Below are 25,502 nucleotides of genomic sequence, written 5' to 3' on the forward strand. Positions count from 1 at the left end.
GGAGCACCGCACCATGCGCACCCCAGCCACCTCCACTCCACCGCGCCGCAAGCTGGCTTGCGCGCTGGCCTGCCTGCCCGCCGCGCTGGCCATGGCCCGGCACGGGGCGGCGCAGGCCGGCCCCGCCGGCGCCGACGTGGCCGCCGGGCAGGTCGCCGTCACCCGCCCGGACGCGCGGACGACGGTGCTCACGCAAGGCTCGGCCAGCGCCATCGTCAACTGGCGCCAATTCTCGATCGCCGGCGGTGAGCGCGTCGACATCCGCCAGCCCGGCGCGCAAAGCGTGATGCTTAACCGCGTCACCGGCGGCGCGGCCAGCGAAATCCACGGCAGCCTCACGGCCAACGGCCACGTGTTCCTGGTGAACCCGGCCGGCGTGCTATTCGGCCGCACGGCGCGGGTCGACGTGGGCGGCCTGGTGGCCTCCACGCTGGACCTCGCCGACGCCGACTTCAGCGCCGGCCGCTACCACTTTTCCGGCGCCGGCGGCGCGGCGGGCCTGGTCGCCAACGCCGGCCGGCTGCAAGCGGCCCCGCGCGGCACGGTCGCGCTGCTGGGCGGCAAGGTGAACAACGACGGCACCATCACCGCGCGGCTGGGCACGGTGGCGCTGGCGGCCGGCGACAAGATCGCGCTCGACTTCGGCGGCGACGGCCTGACCAAGTTGCGCGTGGACCGGGGCGCGCTCGCCGCGCTGGTCGCCAACGGCGGCGCGCTGATCGCCGACGGCGGCCAGGCCATCCTGACGGCGCGGGCGGCGCAAGCCCTGGCCGGGACCGTGCTCAACCAGCAAGGCGTGGTGCGCGCGCGCTCCTTGCAGGAACGCGACGGCCGCATCCTGCTCGACGGCGGGACCCATGGCGAAACCCTGGTGCGCGGCACGCTCGACGTGTCCGGCGCCGCGGCGGGCCTGGGCGGCGGCGCCGCCACCGTGCTGGGCCACCATGTCGGCCTGGACGGCGACGCGCTGATCGACGCCCGCGGCGACGCGGGCGGCGGCGTCATCCTGGTGGGCGGCGACGCGCGCGGCTCCGGGCCGCAAGCGCGCCAGGCCGAGGCCGTATACGCCGGTCCCGCGACCGCGCTGCGCGCCGACGCCACCGGCCGCGGCGACGGCGGCACGGTGGTGGTCTGGAGCCGGGACGCCACCCGCGTGTTCGGCGCCGTCAGCGCGGGCGGCGGCCCCGGCGGCGGCGACGGCGGCAATATCGAAACCTCCGGCAAGTTCCTCAGCGTGGACGGCGCCCGCATCGGCGCCCCGGCCACGCTCGGCAGGGCAGGGCAATGGCTGCTCGACCCGTACAGCATCGCCATCGACGACAGGCGGGCGGACGCCGGCGTCTCGGCGAGCCCCGACTATGTCAGCGGCGGCGCGTCGGCCCATATCTGGCGCCAGTCCATCGTCAACGCCCTCAACGCCGGCACCAGCGTGAGCGTGACCACCGGCGCCGGCGGCGAGGGCGCGGGCGACATCGCCGTCAACGCCTCCATCCTCAAGAGCGCCGGCGGCGACGCCAGGCTGACGCTCAACGCCGCGCGCGACATCGTCCTGGCCGCCGGCGTGCGCGTCGGCGCCGGCGCGCCCGGCGGCAAGCTGCACGTGGACCTGAACGCCGACCTGGACGGCGTGAACGGCGGCGCCATCTTCCTGGACAGCGGCGCGTCCATCGCCACCAACGGCGGCGACCTGCGCCTGTACGGCCAGGGCGACCCGGTGGCCGGCCGCGCCACCGGCCACTCGTTGCGCCGCCCCGAGGGCGTGCGCCTGAGCGGAGCCGCCATCGACACCACGCCCGCCTCGTCGGCCGGCGCCGGCGCCGGCGGCTCGGTGCTGATACGGGGCCAGGGCGCCACCTCCGCCGACGGCGGCGTGGCCATCCACGGCGCGGGCGTCCGGCTCGAGGGTTCCGGAATCAGGGCGGGCGGCGGCGGCGTGACCATCGACGGCGCCGCCGGCGCGTTCGGCGACGGCGTGGCGATGCTGGGCGGGCTGCCGTCCGGGCAGGGCGCGGCCACGTACGCGGTGTGGTCGGAGGCGGGGCCCGTCGCCATCCGGGGCGCCGGCGGCGGCAGCGGCGTCGCGTTCGACGGCGCCGCCGTGCTGGGCCGCGTCAACGGCACGGGCGATTCGTCCGCGCCCGTCGAGATCACCGGCCACGGCGGCTACGCGGGCGTGACCGTGCTGTACGACTCCACCATCGCCAACACCGCCGGGCCGGTCAAGCTGACCGGCGTCGGCGACACCTATGGCGTCGTGGTGAGCGAGTCGCGGGTGCTCAACAGCCGGAATGGCGCGATCGACATCCGCGGCCGCGCCGGCCCGCCCGGCGAAACCGCGCCGGCCGGGGTGCTGATCGGCGTGAGCTTTTACGGCGAACCGGTGCCGCCCGCCGTGATCGCCAGCGCGGACGGCGCGGGGCCGGTCTCCATCAGCGGCGAGACGGGGGCGGCCACGCCGGGCGTGCGGCTGGACCCGGCCAGCGTGATCGGCGGCCCGACCAGCCTGGGCGACATCACGATCCGGGCCGTCAGCGCCGCCTCGGCTGGCGCCGGTGGCGACATGATCCAGCTGGGCGGCGCGATCGACGGCGGCGGCGCGCTGGCCCTGCTGCCCGGGGGCGTCTCGCCGGACGGCGCGCTGACCGCCGCGCCGGCCACGCCCATCGCGCTGTTCGGCGACGGAACAGGCTTCGCGCTCGATCAGACCGAACTGAACCAGGCAATCGGCCCCCGCGTCGCGACCGTCGTCATCGGCGGCGCCGGCCACACCGGGCCCATCACGGTCCACGCGGGCGGGACGCTGCCCGGCAGCTACGATGTGACGCTGCAAAACGGCGGCGCCGGCAGCGCCGGCATCGCGCTGCCGGGCGGCATCGCCAACCCCGGCCGCACGCTGGTGCTGTCCAGTGGCGGCGCGGTCGGGCAGGGCGGCCCGGTCGCCGCCGGCGCCCTGCTGCTGCACGGCACCCAGCCGGAGTCCAGCTTCCAGCTGACCCATACGCGCAACGCCGTTGGGCGCCTCGGCGTCCACTTCACGCGGGCCGCGGCGGGTGGCGATGCGCGTTCCGGCGCCGTCGACTACGCCAACAGCGGCGACCTCGAACTCGGCGCGCTGAGCGGCGCCGGCTTCGACGCCGCCACCAACCGGGCGTTCGCGATCGACGCCCCGGCCGTCGTGGCGGGGGGCAAGCTCACCGCGCGCGCCGGCCGCGACCTGATCCTGCGCGCCGACGCGCGCACGCTGAACGGCGACATCGCCCTGGTGGCCGGACGCGTGTTCGGCAACCCGGCGAACGCCGCGCTGCTGCCGGCCGGCGGCCATTGGCGGGTGTACGCCGACACCTGGATCGGCGAACAGGCGGGCCCGCTGGCCGGGTCCGGCCCGCGGCCGAACCGCTACAACTGCGCCTACGGGGCGGCGTGCGTGGCCGCGTTGCCCGCCGGCGACAACCTTTTCGTCTACCGCCAGCAGCCGCTGCTGGACATCGCCCTGGTCGCGCCCCGGCAATCGCGCTTCGTCGGCGGCGAGAATCCGCCGTTCGACTTCACGGTGAGCGGCCTGGTCAAGGGCGACACACCGGCCGCCGCGGTGAGCGGCGCCTACGCGACGACCGCCACGGCCGCGTCGCCCGCGCGGACCTACCCGGTCACCGGCGGCTTCGCGTCGCCGGCCGGCTACCGGGTGGCGGCCGCGCCCGGCACGCTGCGCGTCGTGCCGGTCCCGTTCAGCGCGCCGAGCTTCACGCGCGACGTGAGCTTCGACAGCAGCGCGCCGTATGGCGGGAACATCGTGCTCCAGCGCCTGTGCCCCGGCACCGGGCCGCTGGCGCGGGCGGCGGGCGCGGCCGACCCCGCCGATCCGCTGGCGGCCGACTGGGCGCGCGTGCGCGACAAGCCCAACCTGAGCAACTGCATCGGGCTGGTGCTGCGCCATGGCTGCGGCGACTTCTGAAGGGAACCGGCCATGAGCGACATCGCATCCCTGCTGAGCCCCGCGACGGACCCGCCGCCGTGCGGCCCCGACCTCGAATACGACCGGCGCTTCATCGCGCTGTCCCTGGACGCCGCCGGCAAGCCGGAACGGCGCATGGGCGCGCACATCGTGCCGGCCGAGCAGCCGGACTGGAGTTCGGTGCGCTGGCAGGCCGAGGCCTTGCTGGAGCACAGCAAGGACCTGCGGGTGGCGCTGCTGCTGACGCGCGCCCTGGTCCGGCTCGACCAGCTGGCCGGCCTGCGCGACGGCCTGGCGCTGCTGCGCGGGCTGATCGAGCGCTATTGGGAGCAGGTGCATCCGGTGCCCAATCCGGCCGATCCGCGCGACCTCGTCACCCGCATGAACGTGCTGGCCAGGCTGGCCGACCGCACGGGCCTGCTGGCGGACGTGCGCGGCGCGCAGGTGGTGGCGGCTGGACCGCACGGCCGCGTGACGGTGCGCGACATCCTGTTGGCGACCGGCCGGCAGCAGCCGGCGCCCGGCGAAGCGGTGCCCAGCCAGGCGCGCATCGACGACGCCATCGCCGCCGCCGCGCGGGAGGGCGCCCCGGACGACGCGGCGGCCTGCCTGGCGTCGCTCGCGGCGCTGGAAACGCTGCTGGGCGAAAAAGCCGCCGGCGACATCGCCGCGCCCGAGCTGGCGCCGTTGTTCGACGTGCTCAAGCCGGTGGCGGCCGCTTGGACGGCGGCCCTGCCCACCGCGGCGCCGGGAACCTCGACCGCCGCGCCCGGAACCCCGGCCGGAATGCCCGGCGCCCCGACTGCGGCACCCGGCTCCCCGGCCGGAATGCCCGAAGTCTCGGCTGCGGCGCCCGGCACCCCGGCCGGAGTGCCCGGAGCCTCGGCTGCGGCCCCCGCGGCGACGGCTGACCGCGCCGCGGAGGCCTGGCGAGTCGCCGGGCACGCTGGAGCGCCAGGAGGCGCCGACACCGGACGGGCCGGCGCAGCTGGAATGCCAGGCGCCGGCGGCGGCGCAGTCGCCGAAGCCGCCCCGAACACCGCCAACGCCGCGCCGGCGGCAGCCCCCGGCGACCCCGTCCCGTCCGGCCCCATCCGCAACCGCGCCGACGCCATGCAGGCCCTCGACTCCGTGTGCCTGTACTACGAGCGCGCCGAGCCGGGCAATCCGGCGCCCCTGCTGATCCGGCGCGCGCAGCGCCTGATCGGCAAGTCCTTCGTCGAAATCCTGCAAGACCTGGCGCCGGACAGCCTGGCGCAAGTTCGGGCGATCGTCGGCATCGAGAATGAATAGGAGCGTGTCATGGCCAAGGATAGCAGTCAGAAGTTCATCGCCCGCAACCGCGCACCGCGGGTGCAGATCGAATACGAGGTCGAACTGTACGGCGCCGAGAAGAAAATCCAGCTGCCCTTCGTGATGGGTGTGCTGGCCGACCTGTCCGGCAAGCCGGCCAGCGCCCCGCCGCCGGTCGAGGAGCGCAAATTCCTCGACATCGACGTCGACAATTTCGACAGCCGCATGAAGGCCGTCAAGCCGCGCGTCGCCTTCCACGTGCCGAACCTGTTGTCCGGCAAGGACAACCTCCCCGTCGAACTGACGTTCGAGAACATGGACGACTTCTCGCCGGCGGCGGTGGCGCGCAAGGTCGACGGCCTCAAACAGTTGCTGGAGACGCGCCGCAACCTGTCCAACCTGCTGACCTGGATGGACGGCAAAGCCGGCGCCGAGAAACTCATCAACGAGGTGCTGAGGAAGCCGGCCCTGCTGCGGACCTTGGCGGCCGAGCCCAAACCGGCCGAGCCGACGGCGCCCGCGGAGCCGACGGAGCCGGGCGGCGCCGCGCCCTGAGCCCCGCACACCACACATCGATGAAAGGAGACCGCCATGCCCGACATGGACCCAGCCGCTCCCCAGGCCGCGCCAGCGGCGACGGAGGGCGACGACTTCTCCAGGCTGCTGCAAAAGGAATTCCGCCCGCGGAGCGAGGAGGCCAGGACCGCCGTCGCGCGGGCGGTGCGCTCGCTGGCCGAGCAGGCCCTGGAACAGACCACCCTGGTCAGCGACGACGCGATCAAGTCGATCGAGGCCTTCATCGGCGAGCTCGACAAGCAAATGACCGCCCAGGTCAACCTGATCCTGCACCATCCCGACTTCCAGCGCATCGAGGGCGCCTGGCGCGGCCTGCACTACCTGGTCAACAACACCGAGACCGACGAGATGTTGAAGATCCGCTTCATGAACATCTCCAAGGGCGAGTTCGCCGCCACGCTGAAACGCTACAAGGGCACCACCTGGGACCAGAGCCCGCTGTTCAAGCGCATCTACGAGGAGGAATACGGCGCCTTCGGCGGCGAGCCCTTCGGCTGCCTGGTGGGCGACTACAGCTTCGACCACAGCCCGCCGGACGTTGAACTGCTGGGCGAGGTCGCCAAGGTGTCGGCCGCCGCCCACAGCCCCTTCATCGCAGGCGCCGCGCCGGCCGTGATGCAGATGGAGAGCTGGCAGGAGCTGGCCAACCCGCGCGACCTGAGCAAGATCTTCACGACCGCCGAGTACGCGGGCTGGCGCGCGCTGCGCGAATCGGACGACGCGCGCTACATCGGCCTGGCCATGCCGCGCTACCTGGCGCGCCTGCCCTACGGCGCGCGCACCGCGCCGGTGGCCGAGTTCGATTTCGAGGAGGACACCGGCGCGGCCGACCACAGCCGCTACACCTGGTGCAACGCCGCCTACGCGATGGCCGTCAACATCAACCGCTCGTTCAAGCTGTACGGCTGGTGCTCGCGCATCCGCGGCGTCGAGGCCGGCGGCGCGGTCGAGGGCCTGCCGACCCACACCTTCCCCACCGACGACGGCGGGGTGGACATGAAATGCCCGACCGAGATCGCCATCAGCGACCGGCGCGAGGCCGAACTGGCCAAGAACGGCTTCATGCCGCTGGTGCACCGCAAGAATTCGGACTTCGCCGCCTTCATCGGCGCGCAATCGCTGCAACAGCCCTTCGAGTACGACGACCCGGACGCCACCGCCAACGCCAAACTGGCGGCGCGCCTGCCGTACCTGTTCGCCTGCTGCCGCTTCGCCCACTACCTGAAGTGCATCGTGCGTGACAAGATCGGCACGTTCAAGGAGCGCGCCGACATGCAGGGCTGGCTGCAGCACTGGATCATGAACTATGTCGACGGCGACCCGGCCCATTCGGCCGAGGACACCAAGGCGCGCAAGCCGCTGGCGGCGGCCGAGGTGGAGGTCGAGGAGGTCGAGGGCAACCCCGGCTACTACAACGCGACCTTCCACCTGCGCCCGCACTATCAGCTCGAGGGGCTGACCGTGTCGCTGCGGCTGGTATCGAAGCTGCCTTCGGCGAAGGCGGCATAGCACAATCGCGGCCACGCCAGCCGCCAACCAGGAGAATGTCATGGCAGTCGATATGTTTCTGAAATTAGACGATGTGAAGGGCGAGTCCCGCGACGGCAAGCACAAGGACGAGGTCGACGTGCTGGCCTGGAGCTTCGGCGCCGCCAACGCCGGCACCACCCACACCGGCGGCGGCGGCGGCGCCGGCAAGGTCAGCGTGCAAGACCTGTCGATCACCAAGTGGGTCGACAAGGCCTCGCCCAACCTGATCATGGCCACCTGCAGCGGCAAGCACTTCAAGGAGGCGCTGCTGACGGTGCGCAAGGCGGGCGACAACCCGCTGGAATACCTGAAGGTCACCATGAAGGAGGTGCTGGTGTCCAAGGTGGCCACCGGCGGCAGCGGCGGCGAGGAGCGGCTGACCGAGAACATCACCCTCAACTTCTCCTGGTTCAAGGTCGAGTACACGCCGCAGAAGGCGGACGGCAGTGGCGACGCGGCGGTCGAGGCGGCCTGGGACATCGCCGCCAACCAGAAGGGCTAGCGGGGGCGCGCCGTGGCCGCAACCGAGCCGAACGCGCAGGCTGGCGCGGCAGGGCGGCTGCAGCCGGCGCTGCTGGACCGCCTGGTGGACGCCGAGCCCGGCCACCCGCGCGAGGCGCCCGCGGAGCGCCTGATCACCCGCCAGCGGCTGCGCGAGGCGGTGCTGCGCGACCTGGCCTGGCTGTTCAACACCACCCGGCTGGGCGGCGACGCCGAGTTCGGCGCCTGCGCCCGCGCGCGCCGCTCGGTCGTCAATTTCGGCCTGCCGGCCCTGGCCGGCGAGACCGCCTCCGGACTCGATCCGGCCGCGCTGGAGCGGGCCATCCACCAGGCCATCGTCGACTTCGAACCGCGCGTCGCACCGGCCACGCTGCGGGTGGAGGCGCTGGCGGCCGGGTCGCTGCTGGAGCGGCACAACATCGTCAGCATCCGCATCAGCGGCCAGTTGTGGGCGCAGCCGGCGCCGATCGCGCTGCTGCTGCGCACCGATGTCGACCTCGAGACCGGCAGCGTCGAGATCCGCGACCTGGGCAAGGAAGGGTGACGCCGCCATGGACCCGCGCCTGCTGCGCTACTACAACCAGGAACTGCAGCACCTGCACGAGATGGGCGCCGAGTTCGCGCGCCAGTTCCCCAAGATCGCGGGCCGGCTCGGCATCGACGGCATCGAGGTGGCCGACCCCTACGTCGAGCGCCTGCTCGAGGGCGCCGGCTTCCTGGCCGCGCGCGTGCAGCTCAAGCTGGACGCCGAGTTCCCCCGCTTCACCCGGCGCCTGCTGGAAATCCTGTACCCCAACATGCTGGCGCCCACGCCCAGCATGCTGGTGGCCCGCTTCCACCCGCAGCCGGACGAGCCCAACCTGGCGCGCGGCGCGACCATCGCCCGCGGCAGCGCGCTGCGCGGCCACCCGGCAAGGCCCGACGGCACGGCCTGCGAGTTCCGCACCGCGCACGACGTCACCCTGTGGCCGCTGGAACTGGTGGCGGCCGAGTACTTTTCCCACGCGCCGGACCTGCCGCCGGAGGCCCGGCGCGCGCGCGGCGGCGTGCGGCTGCGGCTGCGCTGCGGCGCCGGCCTGGCCTGGCGCGACCTGGACCTGGACCGGCTGCGATTCTACCTGTCCGGCAGCGACGAGATCGCCTACAAGCTGCACGAGCTGATCGTTGGCGCCGGCCTGGGCATTGGACTCGGCCAGGCCCTGGCATCGGCGGCGCGGCCCCGGTCCTGGCACGCCTGGCTGGGCGCGGACCACGTCGTCCCGGTCGGCTACGCCGACGAGCAGGCGCTGCTGCCGGTCACGCCGCGCCTGTTCCAGGGCTGCCGCCTGCTGCAGGAATACGCGGCCCTGCCGCAGCGCTTCCTGTTTTTCGATCTGCTGGGCCTGGCACCGGCGCTGCGCCGCATGGACGGCGCCGAACTGGAACTGGTGCTGCCGTTCGCGCGCGGCGATCCGGCGCTCGAGGGCGTGGTGGACGCCGCCAACTTCGCGCTGTTCTGCGCGCCGGCGGTCAACCTGTTCCCCAAGCGGGCCGACCGCATCCACCTGGCCGACGACGGCGCGGCCCTCCACGTGGTGCCGGACCGCACGCGGCCGATGGACTACGAGGTGGCCGAGGTGAGCGGGGTGGACGGGCATGGCGGCGACGGCGAGCAGCAATTCCTGCCGCTGTACGCGGCGTATCACGCGGGGCCGGCCGGCCACACCGCCTACTTCAGCGTCGAGCGAGAGCCGCGCCTGCCGTCCCCGTCGCGCGACGGTCCGCGGTCCGCCTATCTCGGCAGCGAGGTGTTCCTGTCGCTGGTCGACCCGGAGGAGGCGCCATACCGGGACGAGCTGCGCCAGCTGTCGGTGCGGACGGTGTGCACCAACCGCGACTTGCCGCTGTCGATGCCGCTGGGCGCGGGGCCGACCGACTTCACGCTCGACGCCGCCGCGCCGCTGGCCGCGATCCGCTGCGTCAAGGGGCCGTCGCCGCCGCGCTCGCCACTGGCGGAGGGCGCGCGCGCCTGGCGCTTCATCAGCCAGCTTTCGCTCAACCACCTGTCCCTGCTCGACACCGACGCGCGCCAGGGCGCGGCGGCGCTGCGCCAGATCCTGGGCTTGTACGCGGCCGGCGACGCGCCCGCGCTCGCCCGGCAGATCGACGCCGTGCTGTCGGTGCGCGCCACGCCCTCGGTGCGGCGCCTGCCGCCGCCCGGCCCGCTATGCTACGGCCGCGGCGTGCGCATCGAACTGGAGGTCGACGAGCTCGGCTTTCAGGGCGGCAGCGCCTTCCTGTTCGGCAGCGTGCTCGAGCGCTTCTTCGCGCGCCACGCCTCGCTCAACGGTTTCACCGAGACCGTGCTGCGCGCCAGCGGGCGCGGCGAGATCATGCGCTGGGGGCCGCGATGCGGACACCGCCCGATCCTGTGAGCTTCTTCCGCGCGCTGGCGGAGCGGCCATACCGGCACGACTTCTTCCACGCGCTGCGCCGCGTCGAGTGCCTGTTTCCGGAATTGCCGCGCATCGGCCAGGCGCCGCGCCCGGCCGACGAGCCGATCCGCCTGGGGCAGGACCCGGCGCTGACCTTCGCGCCGGCCACGCTGAGCGCCTTGCTGCCGCCGCCCGGCGGCGGACCGCCGCTGCTGCAGGTGCGCTTTTTCGGGTTGCTGGGACCCAACGGCCCGATGCCGCTGCACTTGGCCGAGTTCGCGCGCGAGCGCGCGCTGCGGGCGGGCGACACGGCGCTGCTGCGCTTCCTGGACCTGATCAACCACCGCTTCCTGGCCTTGTTCTACCGCGCCTGGGCGCAGGCCAGGCCCACCGTCAGCCGCGACCGACCGCGCGAGGACCGTTTCGCGGTGTACGTCGGCTCCCTGTTCGGCCTGGGCGAGGAGGCCCTGCGCGAGCGCGACAAGGTCGCCGACGACGCCAAGCTGTTCTACGCCGGCCTGCTGGCGCGCCAGGTGCGCAACCGCGACGGACTGGAGGCGCTGCTGGGCGGCTACTTCCGCCTGCCGGTCCGCATCGAGGAGCATGTCGGCCACTGGATGACGCTGCCGCCGGGCGAACGCAGCCGCCTTGGCGGCGCGCAGCCCCGCGCCGCGCTGGGCCAAGGCGCGCTGCTGGGCGGGCGCGTGTGGGACCGCCAGCACAAGTTCCGCATCCACATCGGCCCGCTGACCCTGGCCGATTACCAGCGCTTCCTGCCCGGCGGCCCGGCGCTGGCCGAACTGGCGGCCTGGGTGCGCCTCTACCTCGGCTTCGAGCTGGACTGGGACCTGCGGCTGCTGCTCAAGCCCGAGGAGGTGCCGCCGCCGCGGCCCGGCGAGCGGCGCGCGCGGCTGGGCTGGAGCTGCTGGCTGGGTGCCTACCGCGAGCGCGCGCCGGCGGCCGACCTGATCCTCGACCCCGCCCGCCATGGCCCGTCCGTCCCTCCCGGCGGGGCGCCCGGCGTTTGCGAAAGATCAATCGAATCGGCCGATCGGGGCCTATGATTTATCGGAGTACGGCCTCACCATAGAGGGTTGCGGTATGCGCAGGATGATCGAAATCACGACTCCGCTGGGCGACGAGGCGCTGCTGTTCCACCGCATGCGCGCGCGCGAGGAACTGGGCCGGCTCAGCGAATTCGAGATCGACCTGCTCAGCGAGCGCGGGGACATCGCCCCCACCGCCATCCTCGGCGCCAACGTCACCGTCAAGCTGGAACTGGCGGAACGGCGGGTGCGCCACTTCAACGGCTACGTCACGGCCTTCCGCCAGGCGGGGACGCACGGCCGCTACCAGGCCTACCAGGCCACGGTGCGGCCCTGGCTGTGGTTCCTGACCCGCACCGCCGACTGCCGCATCTTCCAGGACCTGAGCGCGCCGGACATCGTCAAGCGCGTGTGCGGCGAGCACAGCGTCGCCGACATCAAGGACGAGCTGAGCGGCCGCTACCGCCGGCGCGGCTACTGCGTGCAATACCGCGAAACCGACTTCGACTTCGTCAGCCGGCTGATGGAACAGGAGGGCATGTATTACTACTTCACGCACGCCGATGGCCGCCACACCATGGTGCTGGCCGACGGCGCAGGCGCCCACCGCGGCGCGCCGGGCTACGAGAGCCTGCCCTTCATCGACGTGGCGCGCGCCGCGCGGCCCGGACAGGAATACATCAACCGCTGGCTGCGCGCCTGCGAGATCCAGCCGGGCCGCTACGCCACCACCGCCTACGACTTCGAACGGCCCGGCGCCAGCCTGGCGGCGCGCGCCGCCCAGGCGCGCGGCCACGCGCTGGACGACTACGAGGTCTACGACTACCCGGGCCCGCACCTGGACAGCGCCGACGGCGAGCAATACGCCGACACCAGGCTGGACGAGATGCAGGCCGGCTTCGACACCGCGCAAGGCGCCAGCAACGCGCGCGGGCTGGCCGCCGGCGCGCTGTTCCGGCTCACCGGCCAGCCGCGCGGGGACCAGAACCGCGAATACCTGTTGACCGCCGTGGACTACCGGCTGGTCCAGAATGGCTACGAAAGCGGCCAGGAAGGCGGCGACGGCGACGAGCCGCCCGGCACCGACTGCGCCTGCGAATTCACCGCGCTCGGCGCCGGCCAGCAATTCCGGCCGCCGCGCCTCACCCCGGCGCCGCTGGTGCGGGGACCGCAGACCGCCGTGGTGGTCGGCCCGGCCGGCGACGAAATCCACACCGACCGCTATGGCCGCGTGAAGGTGCAGTTCCACTGGGACCGCTACGGCCAAAAGAACGAAAACAGCTCCTGCTGGATCCGCGTGTCGCACCCCTGGGCCGGCAAGAACTGGGGCATGATCGCCACCCCGCGCATCGGCCAGGAGGTGATCGTCGACTTCATCGAGGGCGACCCGGACCAGCCCATCGTCACCGGCCGCGTCTACAACGCCGACCAGATGCCGCCCTGGACGCTGCCCGCCAACATGACGCGCACCGGCATGCTGAGCCGTTCGTCCAAGGGCGGCGGCGGCGCCAACGCCAACGAGCTGCGCTTCGAGGACAAGACGGGCGCCGAGCAGGTCTACCTGCACGCGGAACGCAACCAGGACATCTCGGTCGAACAAGACGAGGCGCACGCCGTGGGCCGCGACCGCGGCAAGACCATCGGCCGCGACGAGGCCACCGGCGTGGGGCGCGACCGCAGCGAGACCGTGGGCAACAACGAGACCATCACCATCGCCGCGCACCGTTCCGAACGGGTGGGCGCCAACGAGACGATCGCCATCGGCGCCAACCGCTCGGAGACGGTGGGGGCGAACGAAACCATCGCCATTGGGGGCAACCGCGGCGTCACCGTGGGCGCCAGCGAGACCGCCACCGTGGCGCTGCAGCGCACCCACAGCGTGGGCGTGAACGAGACCATCACGGTCGGCGCGGCGCAGGAGGTGACGATCGGCGCGCTGCAACTGGTGACGGTGGGCGCGTCGCAGACCGTCAACGTCGGCGACGCCCAGAGCGTCAGCGTGGGCGCCGACATGAGCGAGGACATCGGCGGGGCGCAGTCCAGCTCCGTGGCGAAGGGCCGCAGCGCCTCGGTGGGCGAGGACGACGCGCTGCGCGTGGGTAAAAAGCTCGTCATCGACGCGGGCGACTCGGTCACCATCACGACCGGCGCCGCGAGCATCACCATGAAAAAGGACGGCACCATCCAGATCAAGGGCAAGGACATTTCCATCAACGGCTCGGGGGGCGTCAGCGTGAAGGCGGGCGGCGACGTGGTGGTCAAGGGCAGCAAGGTCGGCATCAACTGACGCCGGCGGCGGGAGGAAGCATGGAACAATTGGTGATAGACGGGCGGCGCGGCCAGGACGCGCCGGCGCCGCCCCAGGCCCGGGAGGCGGGCGCGGCGGTCGTGCGCTTCGTGGGTTTCAGCCTCGAGGACGATCCGGTGGTCTGCGGCGTGCCCGGACTGCCGGGGCAGATCGTGGCCGCGCGGTCCGCCGTCCCGCTGCGGCGGGAGCAGATCGGCATGGAGGTGGTGGTGGTGTTCGAGGGCGGCGCGCCGGCCCGGCCCATCATCCTCGGCGTGCTGCGGCGGGACGCCGGGGAAACCGGCGTAACGGCCGACGCCGACGCCTGGCCGCCGCTCCAGGTCCAGGTCCAGGTCGACGACGACAGGCTGCTCATCAGCGCCGAGCGGGAAATCGTGCTGCGCTGCGGCGACGCCAGCCTCACGCTCACCCGCGCGGGCAAGGTCCTGATCAGGGGCAGCTACATCCTGAGCCGCTCGTCCGGCTACAACAAGATCAAGGGCGCCGCCGTCGACATCAACTAGGAGGGGCCATGTGGGAGGTCGACAACGAGACGCCGTTCGCCGCCGAGCGCGGCTGGGCGCGCGACCGCGACGGCGCGGAAGTGTGGCTGGTGGCGGTCAAGGCCACCTTCGACATCCATGCCGACGGCTCGACCTCCGTGGCGGCGGAACAGCCGCCAGTGCTGCGCGCGCCGGAATACCTCGGCGAACCCGGCGCCAGCAGCATCCGCTACGAGGCGGACCTGGTGCCCGCCAAGCGCCGCACCGACATCGTCGTGCTCGGCCACGCCTGGGCGCCCGAAGGGCGGCCCGTGACGGCGCTCGACGTCGGTTTCCGGGTGGGCGGCGTCAGCAAGCGCCTGCGCGTGTTCGGCGACCGCGCCTGGGGCGCGCTGGGGCCGGGCGCTCCCGCGTCCTTCACGAAAATGCCGCTGGTGTACGAGCGCGCGTTCGGCGGCGTCGACCGGCTTTCCCCCGATCCCGGGCGGGACTGGGACTGGCGCAACCCGGTCGGCCGCGGCTACGCGGTGCGCAAGGACCACCTGGACGGGACGGCGCTGCCCAACGTGGAGGCGCCCGACCATTTGATCGGCTCCTGGAGCGACCGTCCGCCACCGGCCGGCTTCGGTCCGCTCGCCAGCCACTGGCAGCCGCGCGCCGCCCACGCCGGCACTTGCGACGAACGCTGGCTGCGGGAGCGCTATCCCTTGCCGCCGGAGGACTTCGACGAGCGCTTCTTCCAGTACGCTCCGCTCGACCAGCAAGCGCCTGGTTTCCTGACCGGCGGCGAGGCCGCCGCCCTGGTCAACCTGTCGCCCGGGGGCAGCCTGCGTTTCCGGCTGCCGAGGCTGCGCCTGGGCTTCGAAACGCGTTTCTACGACGGCAGCCACGAGTTCCATCGGCAGCGCCAGCTGCACGGCGTGATCCTCGAGCCGGACTTCCCGCGGGTGTCGCTGGTGTGGCATTCCGCCTTGCCCTGCCATTTCAAGGTGCAAAAGCTGGACCGCACGATCGTCACGCTGAAGACCAGCCTGAACCCGGACCGTCCGCTCCCTGCAACGGCGGCGGAGGATGAGTGGGATGGGGGAGACGAACAATGAGCGCCGGCCCCTGGTTCGTCATCGGGCTCGGCGCCAGCACCCCCGTCGGGCGCAACGCCTGGTCCAGCGCGGCGGCCGTGCGGGCCGGCGTGAGCGGCTTCATCGAGCACCCCTATATGCTCGACACCCAGGGCGAACCCATGCGCGTGGCCGCCGCGCCGTGGCTGGACATCGGCCTGGCGGGCGCGGACCGGCTGGCGGCGTTGCTGTGGCCGGCGATCGCCCAGGCGCTGGAGGCGATCGACAAGGCGCGGCGCGGCGCGTTGCGGATCGGCCTGTCGCTGGCCTTGCCCGCTCCCAGGCCCGGCCTGGCCGACGATGCGCCGGCGTCGCTGCTCGCGGCCCTGCGCGCGCATCAAGGGCAGGCGTTCGCCGCCATGGCCGCGTTTCCCCATGACCATGCGGCCGGCCACTTGGCGCTGGCCGCCGCCATGCGCGAGCTGGACAGCGGCAAGCTCGACGCCTGCGTGGTGGCGGGCGTCGACTCCTATCTCGCGCCCGAAACGCTGGAATGGCTGGAGGAAAACGACCGGCTGCACGGCGCCGGCGAGCTGAACAACGCCTGGGGAATCATCCCGGGGGAGGGCGCGGCGGCTTTGCTGGTGGCCGGCGCAACGGTCCCCCGCTCGCCGCGTTCGCGGTCCGCCGCGCGCCTGCTGGGCGTGGGGACGGCGTTCGAAACCAGGACCGTGGCCGCGCGCGCGGTCAACACCGGCGAGGGACTGGCGTGGGCCCTGCGGGACGCCTTGCGCCATCTTCCCGGCGGCGTCCGCGTCAGCGACGTGTACTGCGACTTGAACGGCGAGCCGCACCGGGCGGACGAGTACGGCTTCGCCGCGCTGCGCGCCGGGTCATGGGTCGAATCCGCGTCGGACTTCACGGCGCCGGCCGATTGCTGGGGCGACGTCGCGGCCGCCAGCGCGCCCCTGCACCTGATGCTGGCGGCGGTGGCCGGCGCCAAGGCCTACGCCCGGGGCCATGTCGCCTGCGCCTGGGCCAGCTCGGACGGCGGCGAGCGCGGCGCCACGCTGCTGGCCACGGATGGAAGGGCCTGACCATGCCAGTCACCATCAAAGTGAACGGCGTCGTCAATTCGCTGGTCCACAAGGGCAGCAACGGCGTCTCGATCGCGACCCTTCCGGACGTGTGCAAGACCCCGTCGCCGGGCGGCCCCGTGCCGATACCGTATCCCAACATCTCGCAATCCGCCACGCTGGACAAGGGCACCAGCACCGTCAAGGCCGACGGCGGCATGATGATCGCCGTGAAGGGCTCGGAGTACGCGCTGTCGAACGGCGACAATCCGGGCGTCGCCGGCGGCGTCAAGTCCGGCACGTTCATGAAGGAATCGACCTGGATCCTGTATTCCTTCGACGTCAAAATGGAGGGCAAGAACGCCTGCCGGCTCACCGACAAGAAATTCCAGAACCACGAAAACACCGTGGACCTGGCGGGCAATCTGCAGGTGCCGGTCGGTGTCGCGCCGAAGCCCTTGCAGAAGATCGCGAATTGCTGCAACAAGGCCGTCGACTGCAAGTCGAGGAATAAGGGTGCGAACTGTACCAAGCGCGGCACCCACAAGCACAAATGCTGCGAGGACGCCATCAACCGGAGGAAGGCGAAGGGCAAATGGGAGAATGTCCAAGCGGAGAAATTCTACCCCGCGAAACGCGGCCACGACGCCAGCCGCCTTGATGTCCAGATTACCAATTCCAAGGGGAGGGTGACGCACATCCTCGACTTCAAGTTCAACTGCGACAGGCGTCCGTACATGTCGGACACCCAACTGCAAAAGTATAAGGACCGCTTTCCTGGGCGTAAGATCAAAGTGATAGGCGCGCGCGGAAAATACAGGCGCTGGCCTGCCGAGCGCAAAGAGGCGCATTGTGTCGGCGCCAAGACGCGGGACACTTGCTAGGGAGCGAGCGCGATGAGTGGCCATATCGAGAAAGTGGATCGAAGCACCGGCCTGGTCCTGTTGCGCGACGGTCTCACACTCGCCTTTTTCTCCGGCAGGGCGCTGGACGAACTAAGCGATGGGCTCATCGCGGCGCTGGACCTCTTTGTGGAGGCGATCCCGGCGGATACCCTGGCATGGGCCGTCGTCAGCGCGACCGCCGAGGAATGGCGCGAGCTCACGCCCGCCCTCATGAAGCGCATGCGCGACTCCCTCAAGCCGCCGGGCGTCGGCAAGCGCAAGCGCACCGCCATCCTGGTCAACGACGCGGCCGACGCGGCGCCACGGTACAGTTTCACGGTGGCGGGGGGCCCCAGGGACGAGAGGTTTCCAGAGGCGCGCACCTGGGTGCAGATGACGTTCCCGCCCGCCATGGCCGAGAATGGCCAGACCGAACGCACATTCGAGCTGGTCCTCGCCATGGCGCGCTTGTTGCAGCCCGACTACGGCTATTGCGCTCCGGCGCTGGTGACCAGCGCCACCGACCTGGATTTCGGATACGCGTCGGCGAAAGGAATTGCGCTGCGCCATCCCGGTTATGACGTCGAAATCAATCGGATGTCCCGCCTGGATATTGGCGGCCTCACGCGCGGCGCGCGGTGGATAACATTGCTTGGCCCCGAATTGACGCGGCGCCTGCGCGGCATCGCCGCGATCCGCGCCGCGCTGCCGCCGCCGATCGATGTGCGCGACGAAGAGGGCGTCGTCGTCATCCGGGCGGGCGCCATACCGGAACTGGGCGACACCAACCGGCGGCAGGACACCCCGCTGCTGCGCGCAGTGGCGCGGCTGCTCGAGCCGGTGACCAAATTCGGCGAAATCGACTTGCTGTCCTATTTCGCCGACTTCGACGAGGACCTGCTGCGGCGTTGGGAGCGCCGTTTCCTGGATTGACAGCGCCGCTAAGGGCCCGCCATGATCGCCACCGCCTACCGGTTGCCGTTCAGCGGCACCCATTCCCCCGGTGCCGGCCCGTCCGGCCAGCCGGTGGCGATCCACATCCAGACGGCGGCGCCGGACCGGGCGGGCGTGGTGATGCGCACGATGGAACTGTTCGCGCAACTGGCCGCCACCGGCGCCTTGGGCGGGGCCGGCGCCGCCCCCTGGGAGACCAAGTTCACGCCCGTGCCCACGCCGCTGAACGACGACAGCGACTTCCGCTTCGACGTCCACCCGTGCCTCCTGGCCGAGGAGGCATGGCTGGTGCTGTGCCACCTGCTGCTGGCCGCGCACCACAGCGTCCCAGTGCGCGGCGTCGCCGTGCTGCACCCGGGCGATCCGTCGCCGATTCCGCTGGCGCAGTCCACGCTGCCCGAATCCAGCTATCCCCGCGCCTACGCGCCGTTGCCGTTCGCCCTCGACGACCTCGAGCCCGAGGGCGGCGGCTACAGTTTGCTGATCTCGCTGGCCGCGCCACTGTCGCCGGCCAACGAGGCGCTGCTGAACCGCTCGCTGGCGGTCTGGGTCGAGGCCATCCTGCGCGGCGGCTACGGCCTGGCGCCCATCGACCCGGCGGACAGTTACATCGAACCGGACGGCGCCATCGACACCTACGACACCACCATCGAATGGGCGGTGTTCAAACTGCGCGCCGATCCGGAAGCCGCCATCGACGGCCTGTTGAATCTGCTTTGCGCCTTCCACGTCCGCGCACAAGCCATCGTCTCGGTCGAGATCGGGTGAGCATGGACCCGGACCGCGACGCCGTCATCGCCTCCATCGTGCATATACACGCGCAGGAAACGGCCTCGCTGTGGCAAAACCGCCGCACCCTGATAGCCGCGCCGGGCGTGAAGCTGCACGGCCTGGACCGGCATGACGAACGCCTGCGCGCCCACCTCGACGGCATGGCCGAGGCCGGCGACTTCGGCGCGACGGTCTGCGCGGCCGCGCTGCGCGATCCCGGCCCGGGCGAACTGTTCCTCGCCACCGTGCGCGCGCTGGAAGAGCGCGACCGGCCCGGACTGGACAAGCTGGAACTGCTGGTCCAGGCCCGCCCGGCCACGCTGCCCGGATTCATCGCCGCCTTCGGCTGGGTCTCCGCGCAATACCTGCAAGGCACGATCAACCTGATGCTGGCCGCCACGAACGCCTTCCAGCGCACGGTCGGGATCCGCGCCTGCGTCATGCACCGGGTGGACCCCGGGCCCGCGCTCGGCGCGGCACTGGCCGACGCCGATCCCGGCTTGCGCACGCGCGCCCTGCGCGCCGTCGGGGAATGCGGGCGGCGCGACCTGCTGCCCGCCTGCCTTGCCGAATTGGCCGGGGAGGGCGGTCCCGCCCCCCATTTCTGGGCCGCGTGGTCGGCCGTGCTGTGCGGCGACCGGGGCCCGGCCTTGGGCGCGCTGGCCGGCCACGCCACGCGCGCCGGCCCATGGCAGGCGCGGGCGCTGCGCCTCGCGCTGAAAGCGGTCGAGCCCGCGCAAGCGCACCGCCTGCTGCAGACGCTGGCGCAGCAGGCGGCGCAGCGGCGGCTGCTCATCGCCGGCGCCGGACTGGTTGGCGATCCCTCGTACGTCCGATGGCTGCTGAGCCAAATGCATGACCCAAAACTGGACCGCGCCGCCGGCGAGGCCTTCTCCTTGATCACCGGCCTGGACCTGGGCCTCAGCCACCTGCGCTTCGACCGTCCCCGGCCCGGGGACGCCACACCCGGCCCCGGCGACGATCCCGCCGACGACAACGTCGCCATGGACGAGGACGAGGGATTGCCCTGGCCCGATCCCTCCAAGCTTCACGCGTGGTGGGAGGCCGGCCGCCAGCGCTACCCGCCCGGCGCGCGCCACTTCATGGGGGAGCCCGTCACCATCGGGCTTTGCGCGAAAGTGCTGCGCGACGGTTGCCAGCGGCAGCGCGCGGACGCCGCCGAACACCTGTGCCTGCTGGCGCCCGGCACGCCCTTGTTCCCCACCGGCGCGCCCGCCTGGCGCCAGCGGCGCTGGCTACGGCAGATGGGGTGAGCGCGTGCACGCCCGGACCATACTCGCCGTCGCGGCGGCCGCCTTCCTGCTCGCCGCGATGTGGCGGATACGCCGCGACAAGGGCCGCATCGCCCCGCCGAGCGCCACCTGGCTCCTGGTGGGCTGCATGTTCGCGGCGATCAGCGCGTGGCTTTGGCTGCGGTGAACAGTCTTTTTTTACACCCCCAGTGACCCTTTTCGGGCCGGGCGCGGTCCAAGCTACTAGGCCGCGCCGCGCGGCCGGGGAGGACACATGATCACCATCCAGGCCATTTCCGTAAACGGGGCGCCGCCGGCGCAAACGCTACGGGCCGATTTCGACCAGGCGGGCGGCACGATCGGGCGCGCCGACGGCAACGCGCTGGTGCTGCCGGACCCGGAGCGGCACATCTCCCGCACCCACGCGACGATCGCGTATCGCGACGGCGGCTATGTGATCCGCGACCTCGGCACATCCTCCCCGCTGATCCTGAACGGCCTGCCGCTGGGCAAGGGCTGCGACGCCCGCCTGGCCGGCGGCGACCGCCTTGAGATCGGCTCCTACGTCCTGGAAGTGCTGGCGGACAATCCGGCCAAGGCTGACGCCCCCCGTCCCGCCGCCTTCGACGATCCGCTCGGCATCTTCGGGCCGGCGGACACCGACCCGTTCACCGGCGCCGCCCCGGCGCGCCAGCCGCCGCCATCCAGACTGCCCGCCGACGAAGGCGCCCCGGCGCCACCGTCCTCCCAAAGCATCGACCACCTGTTCTGCCTCGACCCCGCCAAGGCCGCCGATCCCTTCGGCGGCGGCCACCCGCTCGGCGAACCGGCCGGCATGGGGGACGGGCAGGGGGCCAGTCTCGATCCGCTGGTGGCGATGGGCGTCCATCCCGCGCCGCGCCCCGTTCCCGGCCCGCAACGCGACGACACGCTGGAAATCCACGCCGCCTTCGCGCCACCGCCGCCATCCCCGGCCAGCGAACCGCCGCCGGCGGACCGGACGCCCATGCCGGCCGTTCCGCCGGACGCGGACCTGCTGCGCGCCTTCCTGGCGGGAGCCGGCGTGCCCGACCTGGACCTCCGCACGCCACTCACACCCGCGATGATGCACACCCTCGGCCAGTTGCTGCGCGCCTCCACCCAGGGCACGCTGGACTTGCTGCTGGCGCGCGCGCTGATCAAGCGCGAGGTGCAGGCGGCCGTCACGATGATCGTCCCGCGCGAAAACAACCCGCTGAAGTTCTCGCCCAGCGTGGAAGCGGCCCTGAGCCATCTGTTGGCGCCGCGCGGGCAGGGCTTCATGGACCCAGTGGCGGCGATCGAGGACGCCTGCGCCGACCTGCGCGCCCACCAGTTCGGCGTCATGGCCGGCATGCGCACCGCGCTCGACGGCCTGCTGCACCGCTTCGATCCGGCCCAGCTCGAACGCCGCCTGAGCGCGAACGGCGTGCTCGACGCGCTGCTGCCCATGAACCGCAAGGCCCGGCTGTGGGACCTGTTCGGCGAGCTCTACAAGGAACTGACCCGGGAGGCCGAGGACGACTTCCATGCGCTGTTCGGCAAGGAATTCGTGCGCGCCTACGAGGCCCAGCTTGATCGCCTGGATCACGGCGCGCAACCCGGCCGGAACTGAGAACTTTCGCCCGGCATCGCGGTCAAACATGCTTACGCGAGGTGACCCATGAAAACCATATGGTACGCGGCCGCGCTGGCCGCCCTGGCCCTGGCGCTTCCCGCCACGGCGCAGACGACCGCCAAGGTCCTGAACGAGCAGGACCTCACGGAAGGGGCGCTGATCGAGGCCCTCACGCCGGCGTCGCCCGCGGAAGCGCCGGTGCTCACACGCAGCATCCGTGTCGACGCCGAGGACGCGCCGCCGTCGGGGGCGGGGGCAGGGGCGACGCGGCCCAGCGCATCGCTGCTGATCACTTTCGAGACCAACTCCGCCTCCTTGACCGCGCGCGCGAAGCACATGCTGAACGTGGTGGGGGAGGCGCTGCGTTCGGACAAGCTGGGCGCGTTCCGCTTCGCCATCCAGGGCCATGCCGATCCGCGTGGAAGCCCGGCGGCGAACCTGAGATTGTCCCAGTTGCGCGCCGAATCGGTGCGCAACTACCTGGTGCGGAACGAGCGCGTCGAAGACCAGCGCCTGCAGGCGGTCGGAAAAGGCGACACCGAATTGATGAACAAGGCGGATCCGATCGCCCCCGAGAACCGGCGCGTGACGATCGTGAATCTGGGCCAGTAATCTCTTCTTCAGCTACTGACGCGCCGGTTCCGCGCGGTGCGCATCCCGGCAGGGGGCGCACCGCCTTTTTTCGCCTGAACGATTTCGCAAGCTGAACTGTTGAATTTCGTAATGGCGCCAATGACGCGAGCAGGTAGCATTGCGTGCCATTGGCCGCGTATCCGGCGGCGGTACTTTTCCACGCACAAGGAGAGCTGTATGCGCACCCGGCCTATCAAGTTGCCGTTCGCCCCACAATCGGCTTGAAACCGGAAGCCGCATTCATTTTCCTGGATAACCATGCTTAACAGACGCGACTTTCTCAAAAGCGCCGGCGCGCTTGCCACCACCTCGGTCTTCGGCCAATCGGCCGCGTACGCGGCCACAGTCCAATCCCGGTCTGCTTCCACACCCGGGCGCGCCGTGGTGTCGCTCAACAAGGGCTGGCGTTTCCATGAAGGCGACATTCCCATGCCGACCGTCCGCGGCCACGGCTCCACGTACGCCAACGCCAAGGCCGGCATGGCCGGTGGCGCGGCCGCCCCCGACTTCGACGATTCCGAATGGGGTAGCGTCACGTTGCCGCACGACTTCGCCAGCTTCCAGTTGCCCGAGGAGAGCGCCAACGTGTCGCAGGGCTACCGCAAGCGCGGCATCGGCTGGTACCGCAGCCTGATCCGGCTCGACGAGGCCGACCACGGCAAGCACATCGAACTGCAGCTCGACGGTATCTCGACCCTGGCCACGGTGTGGTTCAACGGTTCGCAGGTGGGGCACGTCTGGAGCGGCTACAACTCCGTCTACATCGACCTGACCCCGTTCGCCACCTACGGCGAAGCGCTCAATTCCCTGGTCATTCGCGCCGACGCCGTCGCCATGCAAGGCTGGTGGTACGAAGGCGCCGGCATTTACCGCAACACCTGGCTGGTCAAGCGCGAGCAGGTGCACATCGTCACCGACGGCGTCTTCGCCCACCCGGTCTTCGCCGACGGCCGGTGGAGCATTCCGCTCGAAGTAACGCTGTACAACATCCGCAAGCGTGCCCAGCAGGTCCAGGTCGAGAGCGTCCTGATCGATGCCGCCGGCAAGACCGTGGCCCGGTTCAGCGCCCCGGCCGAGGTCGGCGTGCTGGCGCGCCAGGTCGTCAACGGCAGCATGCGCGTGGACTCTCCAAACCTGTGGAGCCTGGAGGAACGCAATCTGTACAGTGTGCGCACCCGCGTGCTGCAGGACGGCAAGCTGCTCGACGAAGTCACCACCCGCTGCGGTTTCCGCACCCAGCGCTTCGACCCCGAGCGCGGCTTTTTCCTCAATGACCAGCATGTCAAGCTGCAAGGCGTGTGCATCCACCAGGACCACGCCGGCGTCGGCGTGGCCGTGCCGTACGGCGTGCTCGACTACCGCCTGCGCCGGCTCAAGGAACTGGGCGTCAACGCTATCCGCTGCGCGCACAACGCCCAGGACAAGCGCTTCTACGAACTGTGCGACGAGCTCGGCTTCCTGGTGATGGACGAGAACCGTATGTTCAACCCCGCGCCGGAACACATGGAAGAGTTGATCTGGCTGGTGCGCTGCCACCGCAACCACCCGTCCATCATCCTGTGGTCGGTGTTCAACGAGGAACCGTCCCAGGGCACCGAGCAGGGTTATGAAATGGTGCGCCGCATGACCGCCGCCGTGCGCGCGCTAGACACCTCGCGCCCGACCACCGCGGCCATGAACTTCGGCCAGTTCGAGCCCGTCAACGCGGCCCAGGCGGTCGACGTGGCCGGCTTCAACTACCAGTACCCCTCCTATGAGGCGTTCCACCAGAAATTCCCGAATGTGCCGATGACCTCGTCCGAAGACGTCTGTGGCTACCAGACGCGCGGCGCCTACCTGACCGTTCCCGAGAAGCACATTTTCGCCAGCTACGACGACGATGCCGCCTCCTGGGGCACCACCCACCGGGTCGGCTGGAAAGCCATAGCCGAGAAGCCCTACGTGGCCGGCGCCTTCGTGTGGACCGGCTTCGACTATCACGGCGAACCGTCGCCGTACGAATGGCCGTCCAATTCCTCATTCTTCGGCATCATGGACTTGTGCGGCTTCGAAAAGAACGCCTTCTGGCTGCACCAGGCACAGTGGCGCAAAGAACCGGTGTTGCAGTTGGCGCCGCACTGGAACTGGGCCGGCAGGGAAGGGCAGCCTATAATGGTGATGGCGCTGCACAATATGGATGAAGTCGAAGTGTTCCTGAATGGGCGCTCGTACGGGCGCCAGAAGGGCGACATTTACGAGATGAACCGCTGGCAGGTGCCGTATGCGCCCGGCAAGCTGTCGGCGGTGGGCTATCGCGGCGGCAAGGTCGCCAAGCGTTTCGAGATCGAGACCACCGGCGAACCGGTCGCGCTCAAGCTTACCCCCGACCGCGGCTTCATGCTCGGCGACGGCCTCGACGCCCAGCCCTTCAAGGTCGAAGCGCTCGACGCCAAGGGCCGCCATGTGCCGCTGGCGCAGCACCAGATCGTGTTCAAGGCCGACGGCGGCGACATCATCGGCCTGGGCAATGGCGATCCGAACGACATCACCAGCGAGAAAGGCGACACCCGCGCGTTGTTCAACGGCCTAGCCCAGGTGATCGTGCAGACCCGCGAAGGCACGGCCGGCACCCTCAAACTGAGCGCCAGCGCGCCGGGCCTCAAAACCGGCGTGCTCCATGTCGACGTGCGCAAAGCCCAGCCGTGGGCCTACCAGGCCACCTCCCAGCCGGTGCAGAGCATCGGCGGCTGGCGCTCGTCGCCGGTTGACCCGGCCCCGATCGACCCCAACCTGCGCGCCGGCGGCACCGACATGAATTCGTGGGGCTGGATCACCCCCGGCACCAAAGCCAAGCCGGCCGAGCAGACCGGCTACGTGCTGTACGCCGCCGAGGGCTGGTTATTTTCGCGCGTGCGCAAGCACGGCGGCAGGCTGGAATTTGTCGAGGTGACCGGCCCGTGCCAGGTCTTCATCGACGGCAGGAAAATCGGCGAAAAGACCACCGACGCCCCCGGGCCGCTGCAGATGGCCTTCCCGCCCGGGCTCGACAAGTTCCGCGTTAGCGTGCTGTGCCCGGTGAAAGCGGGGCAGGCGCATGGATTGAGCGGCGTCGTGCGTCTCTGGTCGATCAGTTAAACCCCTCGTCTTGCCAATCAC

At 71.2% G+C, this 25,502-nt stretch carries 21 protein-coding genes; 20 read left to right on the top strand and 1 reads right to left on the bottom strand.

Going from position 1 to position 25,502, the window contains the following annotated elements; translation table 11 throughout:
• The first annotated feature begins 13 nt into the window (after window positions 1–13).
• The 19 genes from BM436_RS19305 (at window position 14) to BM436_RS19390 (ending at window position 22,346) form a co-directional block, all read left to right on the top strand.
• Window positions 14–3,952, top strand: a complete 3,939-nt coding sequence (locus BM436_RS19305) for a two-partner secretion domain-containing protein (RefSeq protein WP_177307342.1) — start codon at window positions 14–16, stop codon at window positions 3,950–3,952.
• Window positions 3,953–3,964: 12 nt separating this feature from the next.
• Window positions 3,965–5,245 (top strand): type VI secretion system protein TssA, encoded by a 1,281-nt coding sequence (locus BM436_RS19310; RefSeq protein ID WP_093557155.1) that lies wholly within the window; start codon window positions 3,965–3,967, stop codon window positions 5,243–5,245.
• Between the two features lie 9 nt (window positions 5,246–5,254).
• A complete protein-coding gene (gene tssB, locus BM436_RS19315) occupies window positions 5,255–5,800 on the top strand; it encodes a type VI secretion system contractile sheath small subunit (RefSeq protein WP_093557156.1) in 546 nt (181 codons plus the stop codon).
• A gap of 45 nt (window positions 5,801–5,845) precedes the next feature.
• Entirely contained in the window at window positions 5,846–7,330 is a 1,485-nt protein-coding gene (gene tssC, locus BM436_RS19320; protein ID WP_229490505.1) for a type VI secretion system contractile sheath large subunit, read from the top strand.
• Between the two features lie 40 nt (window positions 7,331–7,370).
• Window positions 7,371–7,853 carry an Hcp family type VI secretion system effector gene (locus tag BM436_RS19325; protein ID WP_093557158.1) on the top strand — a complete coding sequence of 161 codons (483 nt, stop codon included), beginning with the start codon at window positions 7,371–7,373 and terminating at the stop codon, window positions 7,851–7,853.
• A 12-nt stretch (window positions 7,854–7,865) separates the two neighbouring features.
• Window positions 7,866–8,396, top strand: a complete 531-nt coding sequence (tssE, locus tag BM436_RS19330) for a type VI secretion system baseplate subunit TssE (RefSeq protein WP_218164885.1) — start codon at window positions 7,866–7,868, stop codon at window positions 8,394–8,396.
• Between the two features lie 7 nt (window positions 8,397–8,403).
• On the top strand, window positions 8,404–10,266 hold the full coding sequence (gene tssF / locus BM436_RS19335) for a type VI secretion system baseplate subunit TssF (protein WP_093557159.1): 1,863 nt from the start codon (window positions 8,404–8,406) through the stop codon (window positions 10,264–10,266).
• Entirely contained in the window at window positions 10,242–11,330 is a 1,089-nt protein-coding gene (gene tssG, locus BM436_RS19340; protein WP_093557160.1) for a type VI secretion system baseplate subunit TssG, read from the top strand. Before tssF ends, tssG begins: the two co-directional genes overlap by 25 nt.
• 37 nt (window positions 11,331–11,367) lie before the next feature.
• Window positions 11,368–13,599, top strand: coding sequence for a type VI secretion system Vgr family protein (locus tag BM436_RS19345; RefSeq protein ID WP_093557161.1), 2,232 nt, complete (start codon window positions 11,368–11,370; stop codon window positions 13,597–13,599).
• 20 nt (window positions 13,600–13,619) lie between these two features.
• Window positions 13,620–14,123, top strand: a complete 504-nt coding sequence (locus BM436_RS19350) for a DUF6484 domain-containing protein (protein ID WP_143133227.1) — start codon at window positions 13,620–13,622, stop codon at window positions 14,121–14,123.
• Between the two features lie 8 nt (window positions 14,124–14,131).
• Window positions 14,132–15,202, top strand: coding sequence for a DUF2169 family type VI secretion system accessory protein (locus BM436_RS19355; protein ID WP_093557163.1), 1,071 nt, complete (start codon window positions 14,132–14,134; stop codon window positions 15,200–15,202).
• On the top strand, window positions 15,199–16,257 hold the full coding sequence (locus BM436_RS19360) for a beta-ketoacyl synthase N-terminal-like domain-containing protein (protein ID WP_093557164.1): 1,059 nt from the start codon (window positions 15,199–15,201) through the stop codon (window positions 16,255–16,257). Before BM436_RS19355 ends, BM436_RS19360 begins: the two co-directional genes overlap by 4 nt.
• A 2-nt stretch (window positions 16,258–16,259) precedes the next feature.
• Window positions 16,260–17,120: a DUF4150 domain-containing protein gene (locus tag BM436_RS38515; protein WP_093557165.1), complete on the top strand. Its 861-nt coding sequence runs from the start codon at window positions 16,260–16,262 to the stop codon at window positions 17,118–17,120.
• Window positions 17,121–17,132: 12 nt separating this feature from the next.
• A complete protein-coding gene (locus BM436_RS19370; protein ID WP_093557166.1) occupies window positions 17,133–18,053 on the top strand; it encodes a type VI immunity family protein in 921 nt (306 codons plus the stop codon).
• Window positions 18,054–18,074: 21 nt separating this feature from the next.
• Window positions 18,075–18,842, top strand: coding sequence for a hypothetical protein (locus tag BM436_RS19375; RefSeq protein ID WP_093557167.1), 768 nt, complete (start codon window positions 18,075–18,077; stop codon window positions 18,840–18,842).
• Between the two features lie 2 nt (window positions 18,843–18,844).
• Window positions 18,845–20,119 carry a TIGR02270 family protein gene (locus tag BM436_RS19380; protein WP_229490507.1) on the top strand — a complete coding sequence of 425 codons (1,275 nt, stop codon included), beginning with the start codon at window positions 18,845–18,847 and terminating at the stop codon, window positions 20,117–20,119.
• A 4-nt stretch (window positions 20,120–20,123) separates the two neighbouring features.
• Window positions 20,124–20,285, top strand: a complete 162-nt coding sequence (locus BM436_RS37125; protein WP_177307344.1) for a hypothetical protein — start codon at window positions 20,124–20,126, stop codon at window positions 20,283–20,285.
• Window positions 20,286–20,372: 87 nt separating this feature from the next.
• Window positions 20,373–21,731: a type VI secretion system-associated FHA domain protein TagH gene (tagH, locus tag BM436_RS19385; protein WP_093557168.1), complete on the top strand. Its 1,359-nt coding sequence runs from the start codon at window positions 20,373–20,375 to the stop codon at window positions 21,729–21,731.
• 48 nt (window positions 21,732–21,779) lie between these two features.
• Window positions 21,780–22,346 carry an OmpA family protein gene (locus BM436_RS19390; protein ID WP_093557169.1) on the top strand — a complete coding sequence of 189 codons (567 nt, stop codon included), beginning with the start codon at window positions 21,780–21,782 and terminating at the stop codon, window positions 22,344–22,346.
• Between the two features lie 8 nt (window positions 22,347–22,354).
• Here BM436_RS19390 and BM436_RS37960 read toward each other — a convergent pair whose 3' ends face one another.
• Window positions 22,355–22,762, bottom strand: a complete 408-nt coding sequence (locus BM436_RS37960) for a hypothetical protein (protein WP_229490494.1) — start codon at window positions 22,760–22,762, stop codon at window positions 22,355–22,357.
• 34 nt (window positions 22,763–22,796) lie between these two features.
• Between BM436_RS37960 and galA the strand changes: the two genes are divergently transcribed.
• Complete coding sequence (galA, locus tag BM436_RS19395; RefSeq protein WP_229490496.1) at window positions 22,797–25,481, top strand: beta-galactosidase GalA; 2,685 nt, start codon at window positions 22,797–22,799, stop codon at window positions 25,479–25,481.
• The last annotated feature ends 21 nt before the right edge of the window (window positions 25,482–25,502 follow it).

It is taken from the genome of Pseudoduganella namucuonensis (genome assembly GCF_900116645.1).
Taxonomy (GTDB): domain Bacteria; phylum Pseudomonadota; class Gammaproteobacteria; order Burkholderiales; family Burkholderiaceae_D; genus Rugamonas; species Rugamonas namucuonensis.

Bases quoted from the DNA above. Each gene is read 5' to 3' on its own strand.
- galA (WP_229490496.1), top strand. From the start codon at position 22,797: ATGCCGACCGTCCGCGGCCACGGCTCCACGTACGCCAACGCCAAGGCC.
- BM436_RS19305 (WP_177307342.1), top strand. From the start codon at position 14: ATGCGCACCCCAGCCACCTCCACTCCACCGCGCCGCAAGCTGGCTTGC.
- tagH (WP_093557168.1), top strand. From the start codon at position 20,373: ATGATCACCATCCAGGCCATTTCCGTAAACGGGGCGCCGCCGGCGCAA.
- BM436_RS19370 (WP_093557166.1), top strand. From the start codon at position 17,133: ATGAGTGGCCATATCGAGAAAGTGGATCGAAGCACCGGCCTGGTCCTG.
- BM436_RS19345 (WP_093557161.1), top strand. From the start codon at position 11,368: ATGCGCAGGATGATCGAAATCACGACTCCGCTGGGCGACGAGGCGCTG.
- tssF (WP_093557159.1), top strand. From the start codon at position 8,404: ATGGACCCGCGCCTGCTGCGCTACTACAACCAGGAACTGCAGCACCTG.
- BM436_RS19325 (WP_093557158.1), top strand. From the start codon at position 7,371: ATGGCAGTCGATATGTTTCTGAAATTAGACGATGTGAAGGGCGAGTCC.
- BM436_RS19375 (WP_093557167.1), top strand. From the start codon at position 18,075: ATGATCGCCACCGCCTACCGGTTGCCGTTCAGCGGCACCCATTCCCCC.
- BM436_RS19350 (WP_143133227.1), top strand. From the start codon at position 13,620: ATGGAACAATTGGTGATAGACGGGCGGCGCGGCCAGGACGCGCCGGCG.
- BM436_RS19310 (WP_093557155.1), top strand. From the start codon at position 3,965: ATGAGCGACATCGCATCCCTGCTGAGCCCCGCGACGGACCCGCCGCCG.
- BM436_RS19380 (WP_229490507.1), top strand. From the start codon at position 18,845: ATGGACCCGGACCGCGACGCCGTCATCGCCTCCATCGTGCATATACAC.
- tssG (WP_093557160.1), top strand. From the start codon at position 10,242: ATGCGGACACCGCCCGATCCTGTGAGCTTCTTCCGCGCGCTGGCGGAG.
- tssB (WP_093557156.1), top strand. From the start codon at position 5,255: ATGGCCAAGGATAGCAGTCAGAAGTTCATCGCCCGCAACCGCGCACCG.
- BM436_RS38515 (WP_093557165.1), top strand. From the start codon at position 16,260: ATGCCAGTCACCATCAAAGTGAACGGCGTCGTCAATTCGCTGGTCCAC.
- BM436_RS19390 (WP_093557169.1), top strand. From the start codon at position 21,780: ATGAAAACCATATGGTACGCGGCCGCGCTGGCCGCCCTGGCCCTGGCG.
- BM436_RS19355 (WP_093557163.1), top strand. From the start codon at position 14,132: ATGTGGGAGGTCGACAACGAGACGCCGTTCGCCGCCGAGCGCGGCTGG.
- tssC (WP_229490505.1), top strand. From the start codon at position 5,846: ATGGACCCAGCCGCTCCCCAGGCCGCGCCAGCGGCGACGGAGGGCGAC.
- BM436_RS19360 (WP_093557164.1), top strand. From the start codon at position 15,199: ATGAGCGCCGGCCCCTGGTTCGTCATCGGGCTCGGCGCCAGCACCCCC.